The organism is Streptomyces sp. CBMA29 (genome assembly GCF_014596445.1).
In the GTDB taxonomy this organism is placed as follows: Bacteria; Actinomycetota; Actinomycetes; order Streptomycetales; family Streptomycetaceae; genus Actinacidiphila.
Genome location: NZ_MECL01000057.1, coordinates 70,831 through 87,832, shown reverse-complemented (window position 1 = coordinate 87,832; position 17,002 = coordinate 70,831). Strand labels below are relative to the sequence as shown.

Sequence of the window (17,002 nt, the reverse complement as noted above, 5' to 3'; positions counted from 1 at the left end):
ACGGATCGTGGGAACCGCTGCACCCCACGATCCGCACGATCCGCCGGACCTCGCGGACCCCATGAGGTCCGCGAACCCCACAGGGCCCGCGAGGTCCGCTCCCGAACGGAGTTCCACCCATGCGCAAATGGCTGCCCCTCGTGGCGATCTGCCTGGGCGCCTTCATCCTGCTGGTCGACGTCACCATCGTGAACGTCGCCCTGCCGAGCATGGCGTCCGACCTCGACGCGTCCTTCACCTCCTTGCAGTGGGTGATGGACATCTACGCGCTGGCGCTGGCCGCCCTGCTGATGGTGGCGGGCTCGCTCGCCGACCTCTTCGGACACCGGCGGATCTACGCGGCCGGGCTCGTCGTCTTCGCCCTCGCCTCGCTGGCGGCGGCCCTGTCGCCGAACACCGCCGCGCTGATCACCGCGCGGGCCGTGCAGGGCGTGGGCGGCGCCGCGATGTTCGCCACCTCGGCCGCGCTGGTGTCCGCGACCTACCACGGCCGCGACCGCGGCACCGCCTTCGGCGTCTGGGGCGCGGTCAACGGCGCCGCCGCCGCTGCCGGGCCCATCCTCGGCGGCCTGCTCACCCAGGGCTTCGGCTGGCAGGCGATCTTCCTGGTCAACCTGCCGATCGCGGTCGTCGCCGTCGCGCTCACCCTGAAGGTGCTGCCCGCCGGGCGGCGCGGCGCCGGACGCCTGGACCTGCCGGGCGCCGCCGCCTTCACCCTCGCCGCGGCCTCGCTCACGTACGCGCTGATCCGCGGCGGCGAGCACGGCTGGACCGAGTCGCTGACCCTGACCGCTTTCGCGGTCGCCGCCCTGGCCGTCGTCGGCTTCGTCGCCGCCGAGGCGAGGTCCGCGCACCCCATGCTCGACCTGGCGCTGCTGCGCCGCGCCAGCTTCTCCGGCCTGCTCGGCGGCGCCCTGCTCTACCAGGCGGCGGCCTTCAGCGGCCTGGTCTACCTCTCGCTGTGGCTCCAGAACGTCCTCGGCCTCAGCCCGATCCGCGGCGGTCTGGCCCTGATGCCGCTGGCCGGGGCGTCCTTCCTGGCCGCGGCCGTCGCGGGCCGGCACATGCACCGCCTCGCGCCCCGGCTGCCGATCGCCGGCGGTCTCGTCCTGATCGCGGCGGGCTGCGCGGTGCTGTGGCTGTCCGTGCACGCCTCGTCCGGGCAGTCCGCCCTCTTCGCGGGCCTGGCGATCGTCGGTGTGGGCGCGGGGCTGGCCACCCCGGTCCTGGTCTCGGCCGCCGTGGAGGCCGTGCCCCCGCAGCGCGCGGGCATGGCGGGCGCGGCCGTCAACACCTTCCGCCAGCTCGGCATGACGCTCGGCATCGCGGTCTTCGGCGCCGTCTTCACCTCCCGGCTGCGCGACACGACCTCGGGCGGCGGCTCGCTGCGGGCCGGATACGCCTCGGGCCTGGACCGCATCTCCCTTTACGCGGCGGTCGCCGCTCTGGCCGGAGCCGTGGTCGTCCTGGCCACGCTCCGCCCCGCCGCTGCCGCTCCGGCCGCTGCCGCTCCGGCCGCTGTCGATGGGGCCTCGGCCGGGGCTGAGGGAAAGCCCCAGGTCAGCGCGGCGGAGGAGGCGGCCACCGGCCTGAAATGACAGCCACCGACCGCTTCATCCGATTCACCCGCTTTTGAGTGACCGGCGCCACATATGACGGACACACAATGTGCCCCCTCTTTCACGCACCGCGACAGAGGGGGCACCCCCCTGTGATCCCCTCGATAGGGCGTAGGTCACATACGAAGCCGCTTAGTACGCCGCGGCTGCCGTATTGACGGGAAAACGCCTCCTCCCGACCCCGTCTACGAATGCAATCCGTAGACGGGGTCTTTGACCTGTGAATTGCCCGCCTCTAACAATTCACTGGTCCGCTACGGAGGAAGAGGTAATTCCCGAATGCAGCTCCCCACGATCCCGAAGAAGCTCCCTACGTTCACCGCGTTCAACCGGATGCCGAAGAAGCACAAGTTCACGGCCGCCGGCGCTGTCGCCGCTGCCGCAGTCGTGCTGACCGTCACCGGTCTGGAAGCGACCGCAGGTGCCGGTTCGGCGACCGCGGCGAGCAACCCGACCGGGTTCTCGGTCTCCACCGGTACGCAGGTCAAGGACCTGAACGCGCAGACCGGCCTCGCGTCGCAGAAGTCCATCAGGGACGCCGCGCAGAAGAAGACCGACCAGGCCAACGCGGCGAAGAAGGCCGAGGCCGCCAAGCAGGCCGACGCCGCGAAGAAGAAGGCGAGCGCCGAGGCGGCCAAGAAGAAGGCCGCGGCCGACGCCGCCGACCGCGCGAAGCAGAAGTCCGCCGCGAACCGCTCGACCAAGCGCGCCCCGGTCGCCGCGAAGAAGGCGGCCCCCGCCGCCGCGCCCAAGACGCAGACCGCCGCCAAGTCCTACTCGAACAACCTCGACGGCTGGATCAAGCAGTCGCTGGACATCCTGCACTCCAAGGGAATTCCCGCCAGCTACAACGGAATTCACAAGAACATCATCCGCGAGTCCAGCGGTAACCCGAAGGCCATCAACAACTGGGACATCAACGCCCGGAACGGCATTCCCTCCAAGGGCCTGCTCCAGGTGATCGACCCGACCTTCAAGACCTACCACGTGTCCGGTACTTCGTGGGACATCTACGACCCGGTCGCCAACATCACCGCCGCCTGCAACTACGCGGCCGACCGTTACGGCTCGATGGACAACGTGAATTCCGCGTACTGACCGTCCCCGCGAAACCCCACCCCGGAAGGGCGGCGAGGCCCCACGGCCGCCGCCCTTTCGGCGTTCCTGCATGGCCGCGACGGGAGTTCCGACCGTGAACGGGGCTCAGCTGCGGAGCTTCTGCGGGGCTCCCGGTAGTACTGCGGTCGACGACCAATCCGTTGTCGCGCCATACGAGAATCCGGTCGTAAGATCACGCCGCTGACCACGACCAGCAGAATCCCGCCGACATGGGCGGCGTACTGGTGTGCCTGCTGCCCTTCGAGGAAGACTTCCAACTCCGCTGATCTATCAGCCAGGTCGACCAGGTGAAGGTCAAGGAACCGTCCAGTTGGCGTACGGCGACCGATGCGACGGAGTTGCGAAACAATCGGATATGCGCCAGGTGGCACGAGACGACTCGTGCGAGCGGAGTATCTCCTTAGCGGGAAGCCAGGCAGGTCGCAGTGCCTATGCTGTACGTGCTACGCGGGAGACGGCATCGGCAGGGCTGGTGAGGCAGTCACGCTCACGTCTTGACGATCTTTCGCATCGGCTTGGGCAATGGGTGGTTTATCGTGCTGACAACGAAGCCTCGCAGCGCATCCTGGGTGGCCTTGTTCGTTGCGAACAGGGTCATGCCCATGATCCCTCGGGTCAGCAGGACGTGGTAAGCATTGCGGACGCATCGCTCGACATCAAGGTCGGCGATGCCCTTCTGTCGTAGCTTCGGATCGCACGTCTCAGTCCGCCGCACATTCAGTTGATGTCCGTCCCACACCAGGTCTGGGCCGATGATCACACCGACCCAGTCGAACTCGAACGTCTGCGCCGTGTAGACACACCCGATCTGGCCCGCTCCCCTAGGATCTGTTGCCCACAGGTTCGCCGAAGGGGCATCGGGCACGTGTATGCCGGGCTTTACATTCCACGGCCGCTTCCAACCGCCGATGATGACATCCGTAACCAAGACACCGCCTTCGGGCTTACTCCAGGGCCAGCAGAAGCCCGCGACCATGCGTGTGCGCATGCCCTCCAGCTGGCGAGCCGCGAGGAACTCCTCCATTTCTTCAGGCGAGTCTGCCATTCGGATCTGCATGCGCCCGTCGGGAACCCACGGCTTCGGAGTGCGTGCGTCGAGGCTCAGTAGGTCGAGCACCCACTCGCGGAAGTACGCGCTGCCCTGTGCGCGGAACATCATGCTGCCCAGATTGATGACTGTATGGTGAAGCCCCAATGCCTTCGCCCTGCCGACCAGATATTCGGCTGTGCCGACCTCGTCGGGGCGAAGTGACTGCCAGTCGTCGAGCAGGAAAACCGGCACCCGGGCCGATGCGATGATCTCGTCGGCCTGCGGCAGCGGATTGATCCGTTTCTCGTGCGGGGTGTACTGGCCGTTTGAATCTCGCCGGATCCGGTGCGCCTCGTCGCAGATCACCACGTCGCGACTGTCCGGCGCGAGCTTGGCGAGCTCGATGAAGTACGTGAACAGGCGCCTGGCCGCCCGCTCACGCTTCCCCTTCTCCCGGGGTTTCGGGTCGCGTTCGTACTCGGTACGCAGAGTCGTGGTGAGTGCCTGTGCTCCGGAGGCGTGCACGGCGTCCCATCCGGCGAGCGTGAGGGTGCGCAAGAGTTCTAGCGCGATCGCGCTCTTCCCGCTGCCGGGGCCGCCGCGAACGATGATCACCTCCTTGGTGCCGCTCTTCTGGATACGCCGAATCGCATCGTGTACCTCCTGGTGAGCCATCTCCTGCTCGTCGAGGAGCGGGAAATACTCAGACGCTCGCAGGCGGAGACTGGTGGCGGCATCGACGATTTTGGGGAGCTCGTACTCCTTGGAGTTGAGCAGTGCCTCGGCCGCTTCGCCGCCTGGAGCGGCCGCGAGCCTCGCACGAAGCATCTTCCGAAACGCTTCAAGCCGGTCCAATGTGTAGAGGCGGCCATGAATATTCTCGGGCAGATCGAACAGCCTCTGCACGTCGGCGTCGTGAGCGTTGTGCATGAGCACTGCTCCGACGACGCGCTCCGGGTTTCCGCGCAGGACAGCCTTATACTCCATCAGGTATTCGCAGTACTTCTGGACCTGTCGGACTGGGTGCAGTTTCCATTCGTCGTACCCGAGGTCCACCGCGACCGAGCGCTCCGAGTTGGTGTCGGCTTCGCGCTGCTGCTTCAGTTCGATCAGTACGTACGAGGGTTCGTGGCTGCCCGGGTGCACCCCGGCCAGCAGCACATCCACGTCCGTGTTGTTGTGCGGCAGGCGGAACTCCACGAAGACTTCGACCTGTCCCAGCCCTCCCTCGACCAGCGCGTTGATCACCGGCGGGAGACTGTTCTCCCAAGAGTCGATCAGGGAAGGTCCGGGCTCCTTGTTCTTCTTGTGTCCAAATTTGTACGACTCTATGAGTCGCTTGGTGAGTGGCCGGTGAGTCTTTCCCGGCAGCCACTTGATCTCCTCGGCCAGCGCAGAGGCGGATTCCCGTACTAGGTAGGACGACAAGAGTTTCTCCCACGGCACACGAAATCTCGTGCGGGTGGGGGCATGTCCTCAGACGGAAGCCCGGCGGGCCGCGACAACGCGAGAACGGTATCGCGGCTCGCTGACACGCGACAGTTGGTTCCGGTGGAGGACGACCCGGATAAACCCGGACACCGCCGAAGGTTCGCGCGATAAGGTTCAGCTCGGGATGCTGGGCCGCCGTACCGGCGACGAACACCGCGGAGGTCGGACCGTGACGGCAGTGGGAAGTTCCTCGAGACCGAAGCCCGAGCCGCCGCCGGGGCCAGGGAATCAGTGGAATCAGGAGAGTCCCTCCCCGTACCCATGGGAGCAGGACGCACTCGATCATGTGCGCGCCCTCATGCCGCCCGCCGAACCCTACCGAGCGTGGGCCACCTTCACCTTCACCGCACAGTCCGGCCGGATCAACGAGTGCGACCTGCTCGTCGCTGTGCCCGCGGGTCTCTATCTCGTGGAGATCAAGAGCCATCCCGGTCGGCTGGAGAACCGCGGCGCGACGTGGAACTTCCACGGGCCCGACCGCATGCGGACCATCAAGAACCCACTGCACTTCACCGACGCCAAGTCCAAGGATCTCAAGTCGCAGCTGCAATGGGCCGCCAGACGGCTGCGGATCCGTGGGCCGTTGCCGCGGATCGAGCCTGCGGTCTTCCTGTCGGCGACGGACCTTGACAGTCGGCTCGACGAGGTGCAGCGACTGCGGGTCTTCGGACGGGACGACGGCGCAAGCCGACTGCCCCGGATCTGGCAGGACTTCCTCGGTCTTGCGCCCGAGCGGCCGGAACGCCGGATCACCGCCGAATTCTCCCGGCGTGATCTGCCGCGCATGCTGAAGGAGATCGGCATCCGGCAGTCCACTTCCCACCTTCGGTTCGGCGAGGCGTGGCGCATGCAGCCGCATCCCCTCGACATAGGTCCGTCATGGGAGGACCGCCTGGCCAAACGCGTCGATGGCCTGGTGCAAGAGGAGGGTCGGGTACGGATCTACCTTGTCGGCCAGCAACCCACTGACGCTGCCAAGAAGGCCACCACACGTGCGGCGACGCGCGAGTACCAGGTCTTGCAGGGCATCAATCACCGCGGTATCGCCGCGGCGGTAGAGATCCGCGAGCACCTCGCGGGCCCGGCCATTCTGTTCCGGCACCGTGAGACGGACCTCCGCCTCGATCAGTATCTCGACACGCACGGTGGCCATCTCACGCCTGAGATGCGCCTGGACTTGGTACGCCAGCTCGCCGAGGCCGTGCGCTACGCACACAACCGTTCGCTCTTCCACCGTGCGCTTTCCGCCCGCTCTGTGTACGTCTCGTGCCGTCCTGACGGCTCCCGGCCGGAGCTGCGCATCACCGACTGGCAGACAGCGGCGCGGGACTTCGACACCAACGCCACCCTGCTCAGGTCGCTCGGGAACGAATCACTGGACGGCGGCTTCGTCGAGGACGCCGCGCAGACCTACCTCGCCCCCGAGTACGAACAGCCGCATCCCGATCCGCTCGACCTGGACATCTTCGGCCTCGGAGCCGTCTCGTACCTGATTCTCACCGGCGAGCCGCCGGCCGCGCAGCGCAGTGCCTTGCGTGAGCGTCTCGCGGCGGACTCGGGGTTGCGCCTCATCGCGGTCGCCGACGGCGTCTCGGAGCAGCTGGACCAGTTGGTCTTTCAAGCAACCCAGGCCGACCCCGACCTGCGCCTGACTCCGGTCGACCGCTTCATCGAACTTCTCGACCAGGCGGAGAAGGAGAATACGGCTCCCGAGCCCTCAGCGGTCATCGATGTCGATCCGCTGACGGCACAGCCCGGACAGACTCTGGACGGTGAGTGGCTCGTACGCAGGACGCTGGGCACCGGGGCCACGGCCCGAGCGCTGCTTGTCGAGCGGACGGTGGAGGACGAGGAGGGCGAGACTCATGAGCAGGAGCGCGTCTTCAAGGTCGCCCTCGATGAGGAGAAGGCTGAGCGGCTGCGCGCGGAGGCCCGAGCATTGGACGAGGTGGGCGGCGGGAACATCGTCCAGCTCCGAGGCGGTCCGCTGGAGATCTGCCGTCGTACGTTGCTCGTCCTGGAATACGCGGGCGAACAGACGCTGGGCGCCCGGCTCCGCAGCAAGGGAAAGCTCAGTTATCACGAGTTGGAGCGCTACGGCAATGACCTGTTCACAGCGCTCGACCAGTTGGCAGCCAAGGGTGTCAGACACCGCGACATCAAGCCGGACAATCTCGGTCTGTACCGCAGGGAGGACCGTATCTGGCAGCTCAAGCTGTTCGACTTTTCGCTGGCGGAAGTCTCCGACCAGGACGTGTCCGCGGGTACTCGGGGCTACCTCGACCCCTTCCTCGGTAGTGTGCGGCGTTCACGCTACGACGACTACGCCGAACGCTATGCCGCGGCGGTCACGCTGCACGAGATGGCCTCTGGCGAGAAGCCGCTGTGGGGCGGCGGGCAGACTGACCCGGTCGCCAACGAGGAGGCCGAACTCACCATTGCCGGTGAGCTGTTCGAGCCGGCGCTCACCGACGGCCTGACCGCGTTCTTCCAGCGGGTACTTCACCGTGACACCGAGCAGCGCTTCGACACCCTGCGACAGATGCGCGACGCCTGGTACGAGATCTTCCGCGCGGCGGACGCGCGGCGCCCGGTCACGACCCCCGACACCGTCGACACAGTGGCGGAGTCGGTGGATGCGGCCCGCGATGCCGCGGCCGAGGTCGCGACTCTGGAGACATCCCTTGACGCGGCGGGCCTCAGCCCCCGTGCGGTGTCGGTGGCGGACGGCCTCGGGGCCACCAAGGTGCGCGAACTGATCGACATTCAGCCGTACATCATCAGCAAGGCCAGGGGTGCGGGCGCCCTGGTGCGCAAGGAGTTGAACCGGCGGCGCAAGCAGTGGGCCGCGGGACTGCGCGACCAGCCCGTTCCGGCCGCGGTGCCGCCGGTGGGGGAGGCCGATCTGAAGGCGTCGTCGGGCGGCGGAACCGCGGCCGAGGCCAAGCCCACGTCGATCGACGAAATGGCGGCACGCCTTGCGCCGCCACGTGGCCGTAAGGGCTCGCACCGCTCAGAGGTCGTCCGGCTCACGCTCGGCCTGCCGTCCGAGACGGGCGGTGCCTCGCCGCTCGGGGCCTGGCCGGTACAGAAGCATGTCGCCGACCGGATCGGCATCCAGCAGTCGCAGGTGTCCCGGTATCACCGCGGCGCCATCGCCGATTGGCACGATCTGGACTGGCTCGGCGGGGTCCGGAAGTCGCTGGTGGAGATCGTCGAGGCCAACGGGCGCGTGATGACTGCCCAGGAACTCGCCTTCAAACTGCGGATTCAGTACGGTGCGGACTCCAGCGACGAGCGGTGGGTTCTCGCGCAGGCCCTCGCTGTCGTCAGGGCCGCCGTCGAGGCGGAGGCATGGGAGGCGGAGGCCGAGGACGGTCGGAGCCACGAGCCGCGCCTCGCCTGGCACCGGCGCGAGGAGACAGTGCTGGTCGCTGCGGAATCCCTGCCGGGCACGGACGATCCGAGCACCACGGAACTGGCCAACTACGCGGCGGCGTTGGGCCGGGAAGCGGAACGCCTTGCGCACGACGAGCCGCTGCCAGGCAAGGCCGCGGTGGTGCGCAGGCTGAGAGCGGTGTCCGCTCCGGCCGGGCTTCCGCCGCTCGCCGACACGATCTTGGTGGAGCTGGCCGCCGCGGCGGCCCCCACAGCGGCGGCGAGCCCGCGCCTTGAGCTCTACCCCCGTGACCTTTCGCTGGAGCGCGCGCTCCGGATTTCCCAGATCGCAGTGGGAGTAAGCCACCAGAACGGCATCACCGCCCAGGAACTGAACAATCGTCTACGGGCGCGCTTCCCTGGCCTCGGGCTTCTTGCGCCTGGCTCCGAGCCGACGCATGTGGAGCTGGGCGACGCCCTGCGCGACGCGCGGTCCGCGCTGAGTTACGACCCCGAGCGGAAGAAATTCTTCCCGCCGCCTGTCGAACAGGCCGCAGCCTCGAGGACGTCGACCGCTGCCACCAGCCTCACCCGCCGCTCCGACGTCGCGGCAGGGCCGGGCGATGACCCGTTCGCGGGGACCAAGTCGCAACTCACCGCCTCGATCCGCCGTGGAGGCTTCCTCGCAGTGACCGTACGGGGCGTGCTCCTGCCGGGAGTGGCCGAGGCTCTGGCGGCGAACCACGATGTCGAACCGGTTGACGTCGGCAGCATGTTCCTCGGCGAGTTCCGCCGACTGGCGGAGGAACGGCATCAACCGTGGGAAAAGGTGCTGGGCATCGACGCGCGTTTCACCGCCACCGGCCGTATCTCACAGGGACTCGCCATATACGTCGGTGAGGTGTGGCGCCGGGTCGAGGTGCGCCTCCTCGCCCTGGCCGCGCCGCGCGCCGTGCTGTTCCTCCATGACGCGGGTTTTCTCGCCCGCTATTGGGAGCAGGGAGGCCGTGACCTGCTCATCGGCCTCCAGGCTGCGGCCCGCCGCCCTGCCCAGTCCCCGCATGGCCTCTGGCTGCTGATTCCGGTGGAGACCCGAAGCCAGGCGCCGAATCTCGACGGTCGGACGGTGGAGTGCATCGGCGGAGACGCGGAGCGGATTCATCTGGAGAAGGAGTACGTGAAGGCTCTGCTGGCAGTGGGGCGTTCCGTGGATTGACGGACGGTTGGTACGCCGTCCGGGAGCGATCAGAGCAGGCCGTTCTGGCAGCCGCGTACGACGTCGTGTGGCCCGTCCGCACGGATTCCGCGATGAGGCGGAGTGAGCCCCACACGTCGACTCCGTGGAGTTTGCCGATGCGGCGGGCGTCACCGTCGTCGTTCACTGCGATGGCGTCGTGCAGGTCCGCCCATGCCAGGACCGTGGCCTCGCCGCCGTTGCGGTGGCCAGGGGCAACTCGCTCGGTCCAGGTGACGAGCGTCAGGACTACGGTACGTGCGACTGATTCATCGTCAGCTTCCCCGAGGGCGACGACGTTGAGCCAGCCCAACTCGCCAGTGGGAAGGCTATGGCGTTCCAACTCGCCACGGACGACGCGAGACGCGGGGCGCGCGGGCCGATCGGGCCCGGAGCCCCGGTCATGGAAGAGGCTCCTCCAATTTCCGGCTCGGCAGTTGGTCTTCGGTGATGGCTCCATAGAGCAACTCCACCGTTCGGGCTGCGTTGATGACACCCTCCTCCCAGGCGGCCAAGGTCGCCTGGCGCCACTTTGACCCAGTGGCCCCGACCTCCAGGTCGGGTACTGGGACACTGCCGTGGGCAGCGAGAAAATCTCCCTTTTGCGGCGTGTCTGCCTTCTGGCGTTGAGCTTCCGCGCGATCGAGCAGGTCCAGATCGCGTGACCTGTTGACCACGGCGCTCCAAGAGAGTCGGTAGGTGGCAGCCAACCCGAGCAGAACTGACCTGGGGCTCTCGCCTTCTTCGACACGCACCCAGGCATCGTGTACGACCTGAGAGGGGAGAAGGAACTCCCCCGCGAAGCGGTCGATGCGCTCCTCTCGCTCCTCGCGACTGGCCGACACTCCCGCGTCGCTGTGGTGAGCGTCCTGGAGAAGGTGATGGCCGAGCTCGTGCGCTGCGGTCCAACGTCGTCGGCCGGGGTCGAGTCTGCCGCTGATCACCGCGACGCCGTACCCGTCGCAGAGCAACGAAGCGCCCTCGGCTGCCTCATCAACGACGGTCAGATACAAGCCGAGCCGCTCCACGACATCGGCCAGTGGGCCGAGCGGGTCGGAAGTCTCTCCCAATACCCCGCGGGCCACCTGCGCGAGTGTAAGCGGATCGACCTCCGCCGTGCCGCGCCGCAGTTCGGCGTCGACCGCAGGGGGCGAGAGGTAATTCTGCGCGACGAGCCATGAGGCGGCGCGAGCATGCTCCTCCAGCTGGGCATCTAGGCGATACCTGGACTTGGAAGCGTCGTCGGCCGTCTCCTCCAACGCCGTCCGCCGTGCAACGAGAGCGGCGGGTGGGCGCGAGACCAGATGCGCCAACGGGACACCCAGCGCCTCGGCGAGCCGGAACAGTTCCAGCGCGGTGATCCTGCGCTCGCCCGCCTCCATCCGCACCACGGCCGTACGGTCCAGACCTAGCCGCGATGCCAGCTCTCCCTGGTTCAGGCCCGCAGCCAGACGCGCCTCGGCATACGCTCGCCTACTTCCGCCCAGCTCTCCACGGTCTCCATGTGTGCGATTCCCGCACACATGGAGATGCGCAAGGGGTGCTTCCTGCCGTGACTGGGCCGGATGAAGCCGGCACTCCTTGCCACATCCAGTAGGGGCTCGGGCCGGTCCTCAGACTGGCAGGATGGGGGTCGAAGCCTCCAGGTTTGGTACGCCGTGGGGCACTGGGTGTGCTGCGAGAGGGATGCGCGGAGTGACGACTAGTACGGGTACGGGTACGGACGCGATGGGCGTGAACCGGGTGGGGCTGCTCAAGGACCTGAAGAAGCAGGTCAGGAGCCTGGAGGGCGACCTCAGGGAGCGTAGCGACTCCGTCGAGGAGTTCCGGACCCGGCTGGCCGCCGAGTACGCCCGCGCCCGCGAGGGCAAGCGGACCGCCGCCACGTACGGTGCTTGGCGCGACGAGCGCGTCACCCAGGCGGCAGCCGCCTGGGTCCTCGGCTGCGTCTTCGTCCGCTTCTGCGAGGACAACCGCCTCATCGAGTGGCCCTTCCTCGCCGGGCCGAAGGACCGCCTGCGCGACGCGGAGGAACGTCACGAGGCCTTCTTCCGCGAGAAGCCGCACCTCAACAACCGCGACTGGCTCGAAGCCGCCTTCCACCACCTCGCCGCCGCGAACGAGACCGCCGCCGGGCTCTTCGACGAGGCCCACAACCCGCTGTGGGGCCTCACCCCCAGCTACGAAGCAGCGACTGACCTGCTCACCTTCTGGCGAAGCCGGGACGCGGCCGGGGAGATCCTCTACGACTTCACCGACCCGTCATGGGACACCCGCTTCCTGGGCGACCTCTACCAGGACCTCAGCGAGCACGCCCGCAAGACCTATGCGCTGCTCCAGACGCCGGAGTTCGTGGAGGAGTTCATCCTCGACCTGACGCTTGAGCCCGCCGTCGAGGAGTTCGGGCTGGCGCCGGAGGGCGGGCTGCGGACGATCGACCCGGCCTGCGGGTCCGGCCACTTCTTGCTGGGGATCTTCGCGCGGCTGGTGGAGAAGTGGAGGGCGAAGGAGCCGGGCACGGACGAGTTCGTCATCATCCGCCGCGCCCTGGACTCGGTCCACGGCTGCGACAAGAACCCCTTCGCGGTGAGCATCGCCCGTTTCCGCCTGCTGATCGCGGCGATGCGGGCGGCGGAGGCGAAGACGCTGGCGGGGGCGCCGAGTTTCCCGATCAACGTGGCGGTGGGGGATTCGCTGTTGCACGGGCGCTGGGGCGCGGGCGTTCAGGCTGCGATGGACCTCTTCTCGGAGGAGCGAGAGGAGGACGAGGGGGCTTTCGAGTACGCGACGGAGGACGTCGGCGAGTTTCAGAAGCGGGTGGACCTGCTCGGTCCTGCCACATACCACGTAGTGGTGGGCAACCCGCCCTACATCACGGTGAAAGACAAGGCCGAAAACGCCAGCTATCGCAAGTACGACGCGTGTTCTGGAAAGTACGCACTGACTGTTCCCTTCGCTCAGCGCATGTTCGGCTTGGCGGTGTGGAGTGTGGGTGGCAGTACAGGTGGCGGCGGATACGTCGGCCAGATTACTGCGAACTCGTTCATGAAGCGCGAGTTCGGCAAGAAGCTGATCGAGAACTTCTTCCGGCTTGAAGTTGAGCTGTCCCACGTGATCGATACGTCCGGGGCGTACATTCCGGGGCACGGGACACCGACGGTCATTCTGGTAGGGCGGAATCGGGTGCCGAACCCGGAGCGGACGGTTCGGGCCGTGTTGGGAGTGCGAGGGGAGCCGTCACAGCCGAAGGTGGCTGCGGAAGGCGTTGTCTGGCGGGCGATCGTTGACCAGGTGGGAATGCTGAGCGAGTCCGATTGGGTGTCGGTGGAGGACGCTCCGGCTGACGGACTGGCGGCGCATCCTTGGTCGGTTAGCGGAGGCGGCGCGGGAGAGGTCATGGTAGCTATCAAGCGCGGTGAGGTTACCGTCTTGGCTCGACGGACTGCGTATTCCGGATTCGTCGCCATTACAGCCGAAGACGATGCCTTCTTTGTCTCAGATGTAGCAACTGTCCACCGGTTGATGTTGGAATCTGCGCGCCCCATGGTAACCGGTGACATCGTACGCGATTATGTGTGCGATAGTGCGTTGCTGTCTGCTTGGCCCTACGGTGATGATCTCCTCCCGCGCCCGCTCGTGGAGATGTCAAATTATTGGCGCCATGTGTGGCCTAACCGCAACGTTCTGCAGAGGCGGAAGCGATTCGGTACGCCCATCGAAGATATCCCCTCCTTGGTCTGGCATGAATATGGTGAATTGTATCGCGAGAAACTGCGGACTCCATTGTCGATCACGTTTGCGTTCGTGGCTACGCACAATCATTTTGTGCTCGATCGTGGCGGGAAGGTATTCAAGCAGTCCGCGCCGGTGATCAAGCTGCCGGAGGGGGCCAGTGAGGACGAGCACCTGGAGTTGCTGGGGGTGCTGAACTCCTCGACGGCTTGCTTTTGGTTGAAGCAGGTGAGTCACGACAAGGGTAGCCAGGGGGTGAACGAGGGCTTCAAATCGCAGGAGTGGGAGCGATTTTACGAGTTCACCGGGACGAAGCTCCAAGAGTTCCCCCTTCCCGCCAGGCTGCCGCTCGACCTGGGGCGGGAATTGGATGCACTCGCCCAGAATGCGGCGACCCACGAACCCTCCGTCGTGAGCGAGGGCGTCCCCACACGCGAGGCGCTGGACGTTGCTCGTGACGAGGGCGCGCGCGTGCGGCGGCAGATGGTTGCGCTGCAAGAGGAGTTGGACTGGCGGGTGTATGGGCTGTACGGCCTGCTTACGGAGTTGGAGACGGGTCGAGTCGTTGCGCCTTCGCCTGATGCGGGTAGCGTTCCCGAAGTGAGGCTCGGGGAGCGGGCGTTCGAGATCGTGCTGGCGCGGAAGGTGGAGCGGGGTGAGGCCGAGACCGCGTGGTTCGTGCGGCACGGGTCGACGCCCGTCACGGAGATTCCGGAGCGGTGGCCGGACTGGTACCGGGAGATCGTGCAGGCGCGTATCGACACCATCGAGAGCCGCAAGGACATCGCGCTGATCGAGCGGCCGGAGTGCAAGCGGCGGTGGTCGTCGGAGCCGTGGGAGAAGAAGGAGAAGGCGGCGCTGCGGACGTGGCTGCTGGATCGGGTCGAGCGGCGGGATCTCTGGTACGGGTTGCGGGAGGGGATGGAGCAGCCGAGGACGCAGAGTGTTGGCCAGCTCGCTGACGCGCTGCGGGAAGACGCCGAGTTCAACTCCGTCGCCCAGCTATATGCCGCTGACCACATGGGCAAGCCGGACCTGCCGCTTGCCGCCGTGCTGGCGGACATCGTCGCGGACGAGCACGTTCCGTACCTCGCCGCCCTGCGCTACAAGGACACCGGCCTCCGGAACCGTGAGCAGTGGGAACAGGTCTGGGAGTTGCAGCGCAAGGAGGACCAGACCGGCCAGCGGCTCGATATCGCTGTGCCGCCGAAGTACAAGCCCGCCGACTTCCAGAAGACCTCGTACTGGTCCCACCGGGGGAAGCTGGACGTCCCCAAGGAGCGGTTCATCTCCTACCCTGATGCGAGCCCGGACGGCGACACCAGTCTGCTGCTTGGGTGGGCCGGGTGGGATCACAAGGATCAGGCGCAGGGGCTGTTCGGCGTGATTGATGAGCGGACGAAGCAGGGTGGGTGGGGGACGGAGCGGATTACGCCGTTGCTCGCGGGGGTGTTGGAGGTCATGCCGTGGGTGAAGCAGTGGCATGGGGAGTACGACGCGGAGTGGGAAGGTGTGCCCGCCGACGAGTACCAGGCGTACTTCGAGGAGTTGCGCGGCAAGCACCAGGTGAGTGAGGCGGAACTGCGGGCCTGGCGGCCGGAGAAGAAGACGCGGGGGCGGAAGACGGCGGCGTCAAAGAACGTCGTGGCCGAGCAGGACGCGCTGGACGCGGAGTAGGTGAGCGCCGGTGGCGGCCCCAAGCGGAAGAGGGGCCGCCGCTCCGGTCAGATGCGCTCGGCCGCGTATATGAGGAAGGCCGACCACTCGGCAGGGCCGAACGCGAGCTGCGGGTCCTTGGGGTCCTTGGAGTCGCGCACGCGGACCATGCCGAGGGACGCTGCCACCTCGACGCACTCGGGGCCCTCATTGCTGCTGTAGCTACTCTTGATCCAGTGCGGTCCGGCAGCAGAGTCGGCAGAGGGTTCAGTGATCATGTCTCTCCCAGGACCTTCTCGATGAACGTCAGGGACTCTCGCGGGGTGAGAGCCTGCGCTCGGATAATCCCATACTGTGCTTCCAACGTCCTGATCTCATCTCGGCTGGTGATCACACGGTTGAAGTTCTGTATTTCGACGTGGCCGAACGTTGGGCCGTTCTTGGTGTCGAGTAGGAGGAGTTGGCCACCCATTCCCGCGTGGTCCTCCCGATCCGTCGGCATCACCTGGATCTCGACGTTCCGCAACTGGCCCACCTCCAGAAGCCATTCGAGTTGGCGCCGCATCACCACCCTGCCACCGAGCGGGCGCCGCAGCGTCACTTCTTCCTGGACGAAGCTCAGGATCGGCGCGGGCCAGCTCGTGAGGATCTTCTGACGGGCCATTCGTGCCGTGACGTACCGCTCGATCGTCTCCTCGTCCAGCAGCGGGCGGCGCATGCTGTACAGGGCGCAGGCGTAGTCCTCGGTCTGGAGGAGGCCCTGGATGTTGTGGTTGCTGTATGCGCCCATGGAGACCGCCCTGGCCTCCAGCTTCGCCAGGTCGCGGACCTTCCGTGGGTAGCGCGCTTGCTCCACGTCCTCCTTGAAGGCCGCCAGCAGGCCGTCCGCGCTGAGCACTTCGTCCGCCGCGTCCAGGAAGCCCGGCTTGGGTGCACGGCGGCCCCGCTCGACAGAGGACACCAACTCCTTGCTGTAGCCGATGCACTGGCCCAGCTCCGCCTGCTTCAATCCGGCCCGCTCGCGCCAGAGCTTGACCTGTTTGCCGACCGTCTTGAGGATGTCGCTCGCGCCCTCCTCCCAGTCCTGGTCGTCCATGTCGCCGTCCGTCTGCGCTGACTCCGTCGTCATCGGACCCGCCTCCACCGTTCACGTGCCTGCCGGACGGCGTCCGCCGTCTCTCGGGGTACGCGCCGGACGGACCGGACGTACCGGATCGGCGGCCGGACAGCTCACTCCCCGTACCGGCGCCGCTACTTCTCAGCGTAGATACGAATGAGCACGCTCTGTCACATGACAGTGAAAACGCCACCCAGATCCCTGCCCCGGACCCGGAGTTGGTGCTCCGACTCTCCGCCACCAGGTGCGGTGCGCGGCTCGCCCGACACCTGGCGGTGCGTCAACTCGACGTGTGGGGGCTGCCGTACGGCAGCGCCGTGTCGGACACGGCGGCCACAATCGTGGCCGAGTTGGCCGCCAACGCCGTCACCCACGGCCGCGTTCCCGGTCGGGACTTCGAACTGCGGGTCGCTCTCGGCCCGGAGGCGGTCCGCGTCGAGGTGAGCGACGCGCGTATCGAGCGGAAGCCGCCCGTGCCTGCGGACATCGCGTCGCCCAGTGGGGACGCCGAGGCCGGTCGGGGGCTGGTACTCGTCCAGGCGCTGTCGCAGGCGTGGGGCGTGGCCCCGCGGGAGGTGGGCAAGACGGTCTGGGCGGACATCGCCAGGTGCCCTTGAGGTGTTGGG

At 67.1% G+C, this 17,002-nt stretch carries 9 protein-coding genes; 5 read left to right on the top strand and 4 right to left on the bottom strand.

What is annotated here, in order from left to right:
* Positions 1-119: 119 nt before the first annotated feature.
* Together BGM09_RS08285 and BGM09_RS08280 are read left to right on the top strand one after the other, a co-directional pair.
* The gene (locus tag BGM09_RS08285; protein ID WP_188280796.1) at positions 120-1,598 is read left to right on the top strand and encodes an MFS transporter; all 1,479 of its coding nucleotides are present in this window, start codon (positions 120-122) and stop codon (positions 1,596-1,598) included.
* Between the two features lie 300 nt (positions 1,599-1,898).
* The gene (locus BGM09_RS08280) at positions 1,899-2,717 is read left to right on the top strand and encodes a transglycosylase SLT domain-containing protein (RefSeq protein ID WP_223186497.1); all 819 of its coding nucleotides are present in this window, start codon (positions 1,899-1,901) and stop codon (positions 2,715-2,717) included.
* Positions 2,718-3,225: 508 nt separating this feature from the next.
* Here BGM09_RS08280 and BGM09_RS08275 read toward each other — a convergent pair.
* Positions 3,226-5,016 (bottom strand): DNA/RNA helicase domain-containing protein, encoded by a 1,791-nt coding sequence (locus BGM09_RS08275; protein ID WP_188280795.1) that lies wholly within the window; start codon positions 5,014-5,016, stop codon positions 3,226-3,228.
* 367 nt (positions 5,017-5,383) lie between these two features.
* On the opposite strand from BGM09_RS08275, the gene pglW reads away from it, so the two are divergent.
* Positions 5,384-9,853, top strand: a complete 4,470-nt coding sequence (gene pglW, locus BGM09_RS08270) for a BREX system serine/threonine kinase PglW (RefSeq protein ID WP_188280794.1) — start codon at positions 5,384-5,386, stop codon at positions 9,851-9,853.
* A 419-nt stretch (positions 9,854-10,272) separates the two neighbouring features.
* Here pglW and BGM09_RS08265 read toward each other — a convergent pair whose 3' ends face one another.
* Positions 10,273-11,394 carry an XRE family transcriptional regulator gene (locus BGM09_RS08265; protein WP_317452592.1) on the bottom strand — a complete coding sequence of 374 codons (1,122 nt, stop codon included), beginning with the start codon at positions 11,392-11,394 and terminating at the stop codon, positions 10,273-10,275.
* Positions 11,395-11,557: 163 nt separating this feature from the next.
* Here BGM09_RS08265 and pglX point away from each other — a divergent pair, with 163 nt between their 5' ends.
* The gene (gene pglX, locus BGM09_RS08260) at positions 11,558-15,280 is read left to right on the top strand and encodes a BREX-2 system adenine-specific DNA-methyltransferase PglX (protein ID WP_188280834.1); all 3,723 of its coding nucleotides are present in this window, start codon (positions 11,558-11,560) and stop codon (positions 15,278-15,280) included.
* Between the two features lie 47 nt (positions 15,281-15,327).
* Here pglX and BGM09_RS08255 read toward each other — a convergent pair whose 3' ends face one another.
* Both BGM09_RS08255 and BGM09_RS08250 read right to left on the bottom strand, forming a co-directional pair.
* Positions 15,328-15,537 carry a DUF397 domain-containing protein gene (locus tag BGM09_RS08255; RefSeq protein ID WP_188280793.1) on the bottom strand — a complete coding sequence of 70 codons (210 nt, stop codon included), beginning with the start codon at positions 15,535-15,537 and terminating at the stop codon, positions 15,328-15,330.
* A complete protein-coding gene (locus tag BGM09_RS08250) occupies positions 15,534-16,388 on the bottom strand; it encodes a helix-turn-helix domain-containing protein (protein ID WP_223186496.1) in 855 nt (284 codons plus the stop codon). The genes BGM09_RS08255 and BGM09_RS08250 overlap by 4 nt, the downstream gene beginning before the upstream one ends.
* Before the next feature lie 209 nt (positions 16,389-16,597).
* On the opposite strand from BGM09_RS08250, the gene BGM09_RS08245 reads away from it, so the two are divergent.
* Positions 16,598-16,993: an ATP-binding protein gene (locus BGM09_RS08245; protein WP_411158275.1), complete on the top strand. Its 396-nt coding sequence runs from the start codon at positions 16,598-16,600 to the stop codon at positions 16,991-16,993.
* Positions 16,994-17,002: the final 9 nt, after the last annotated feature.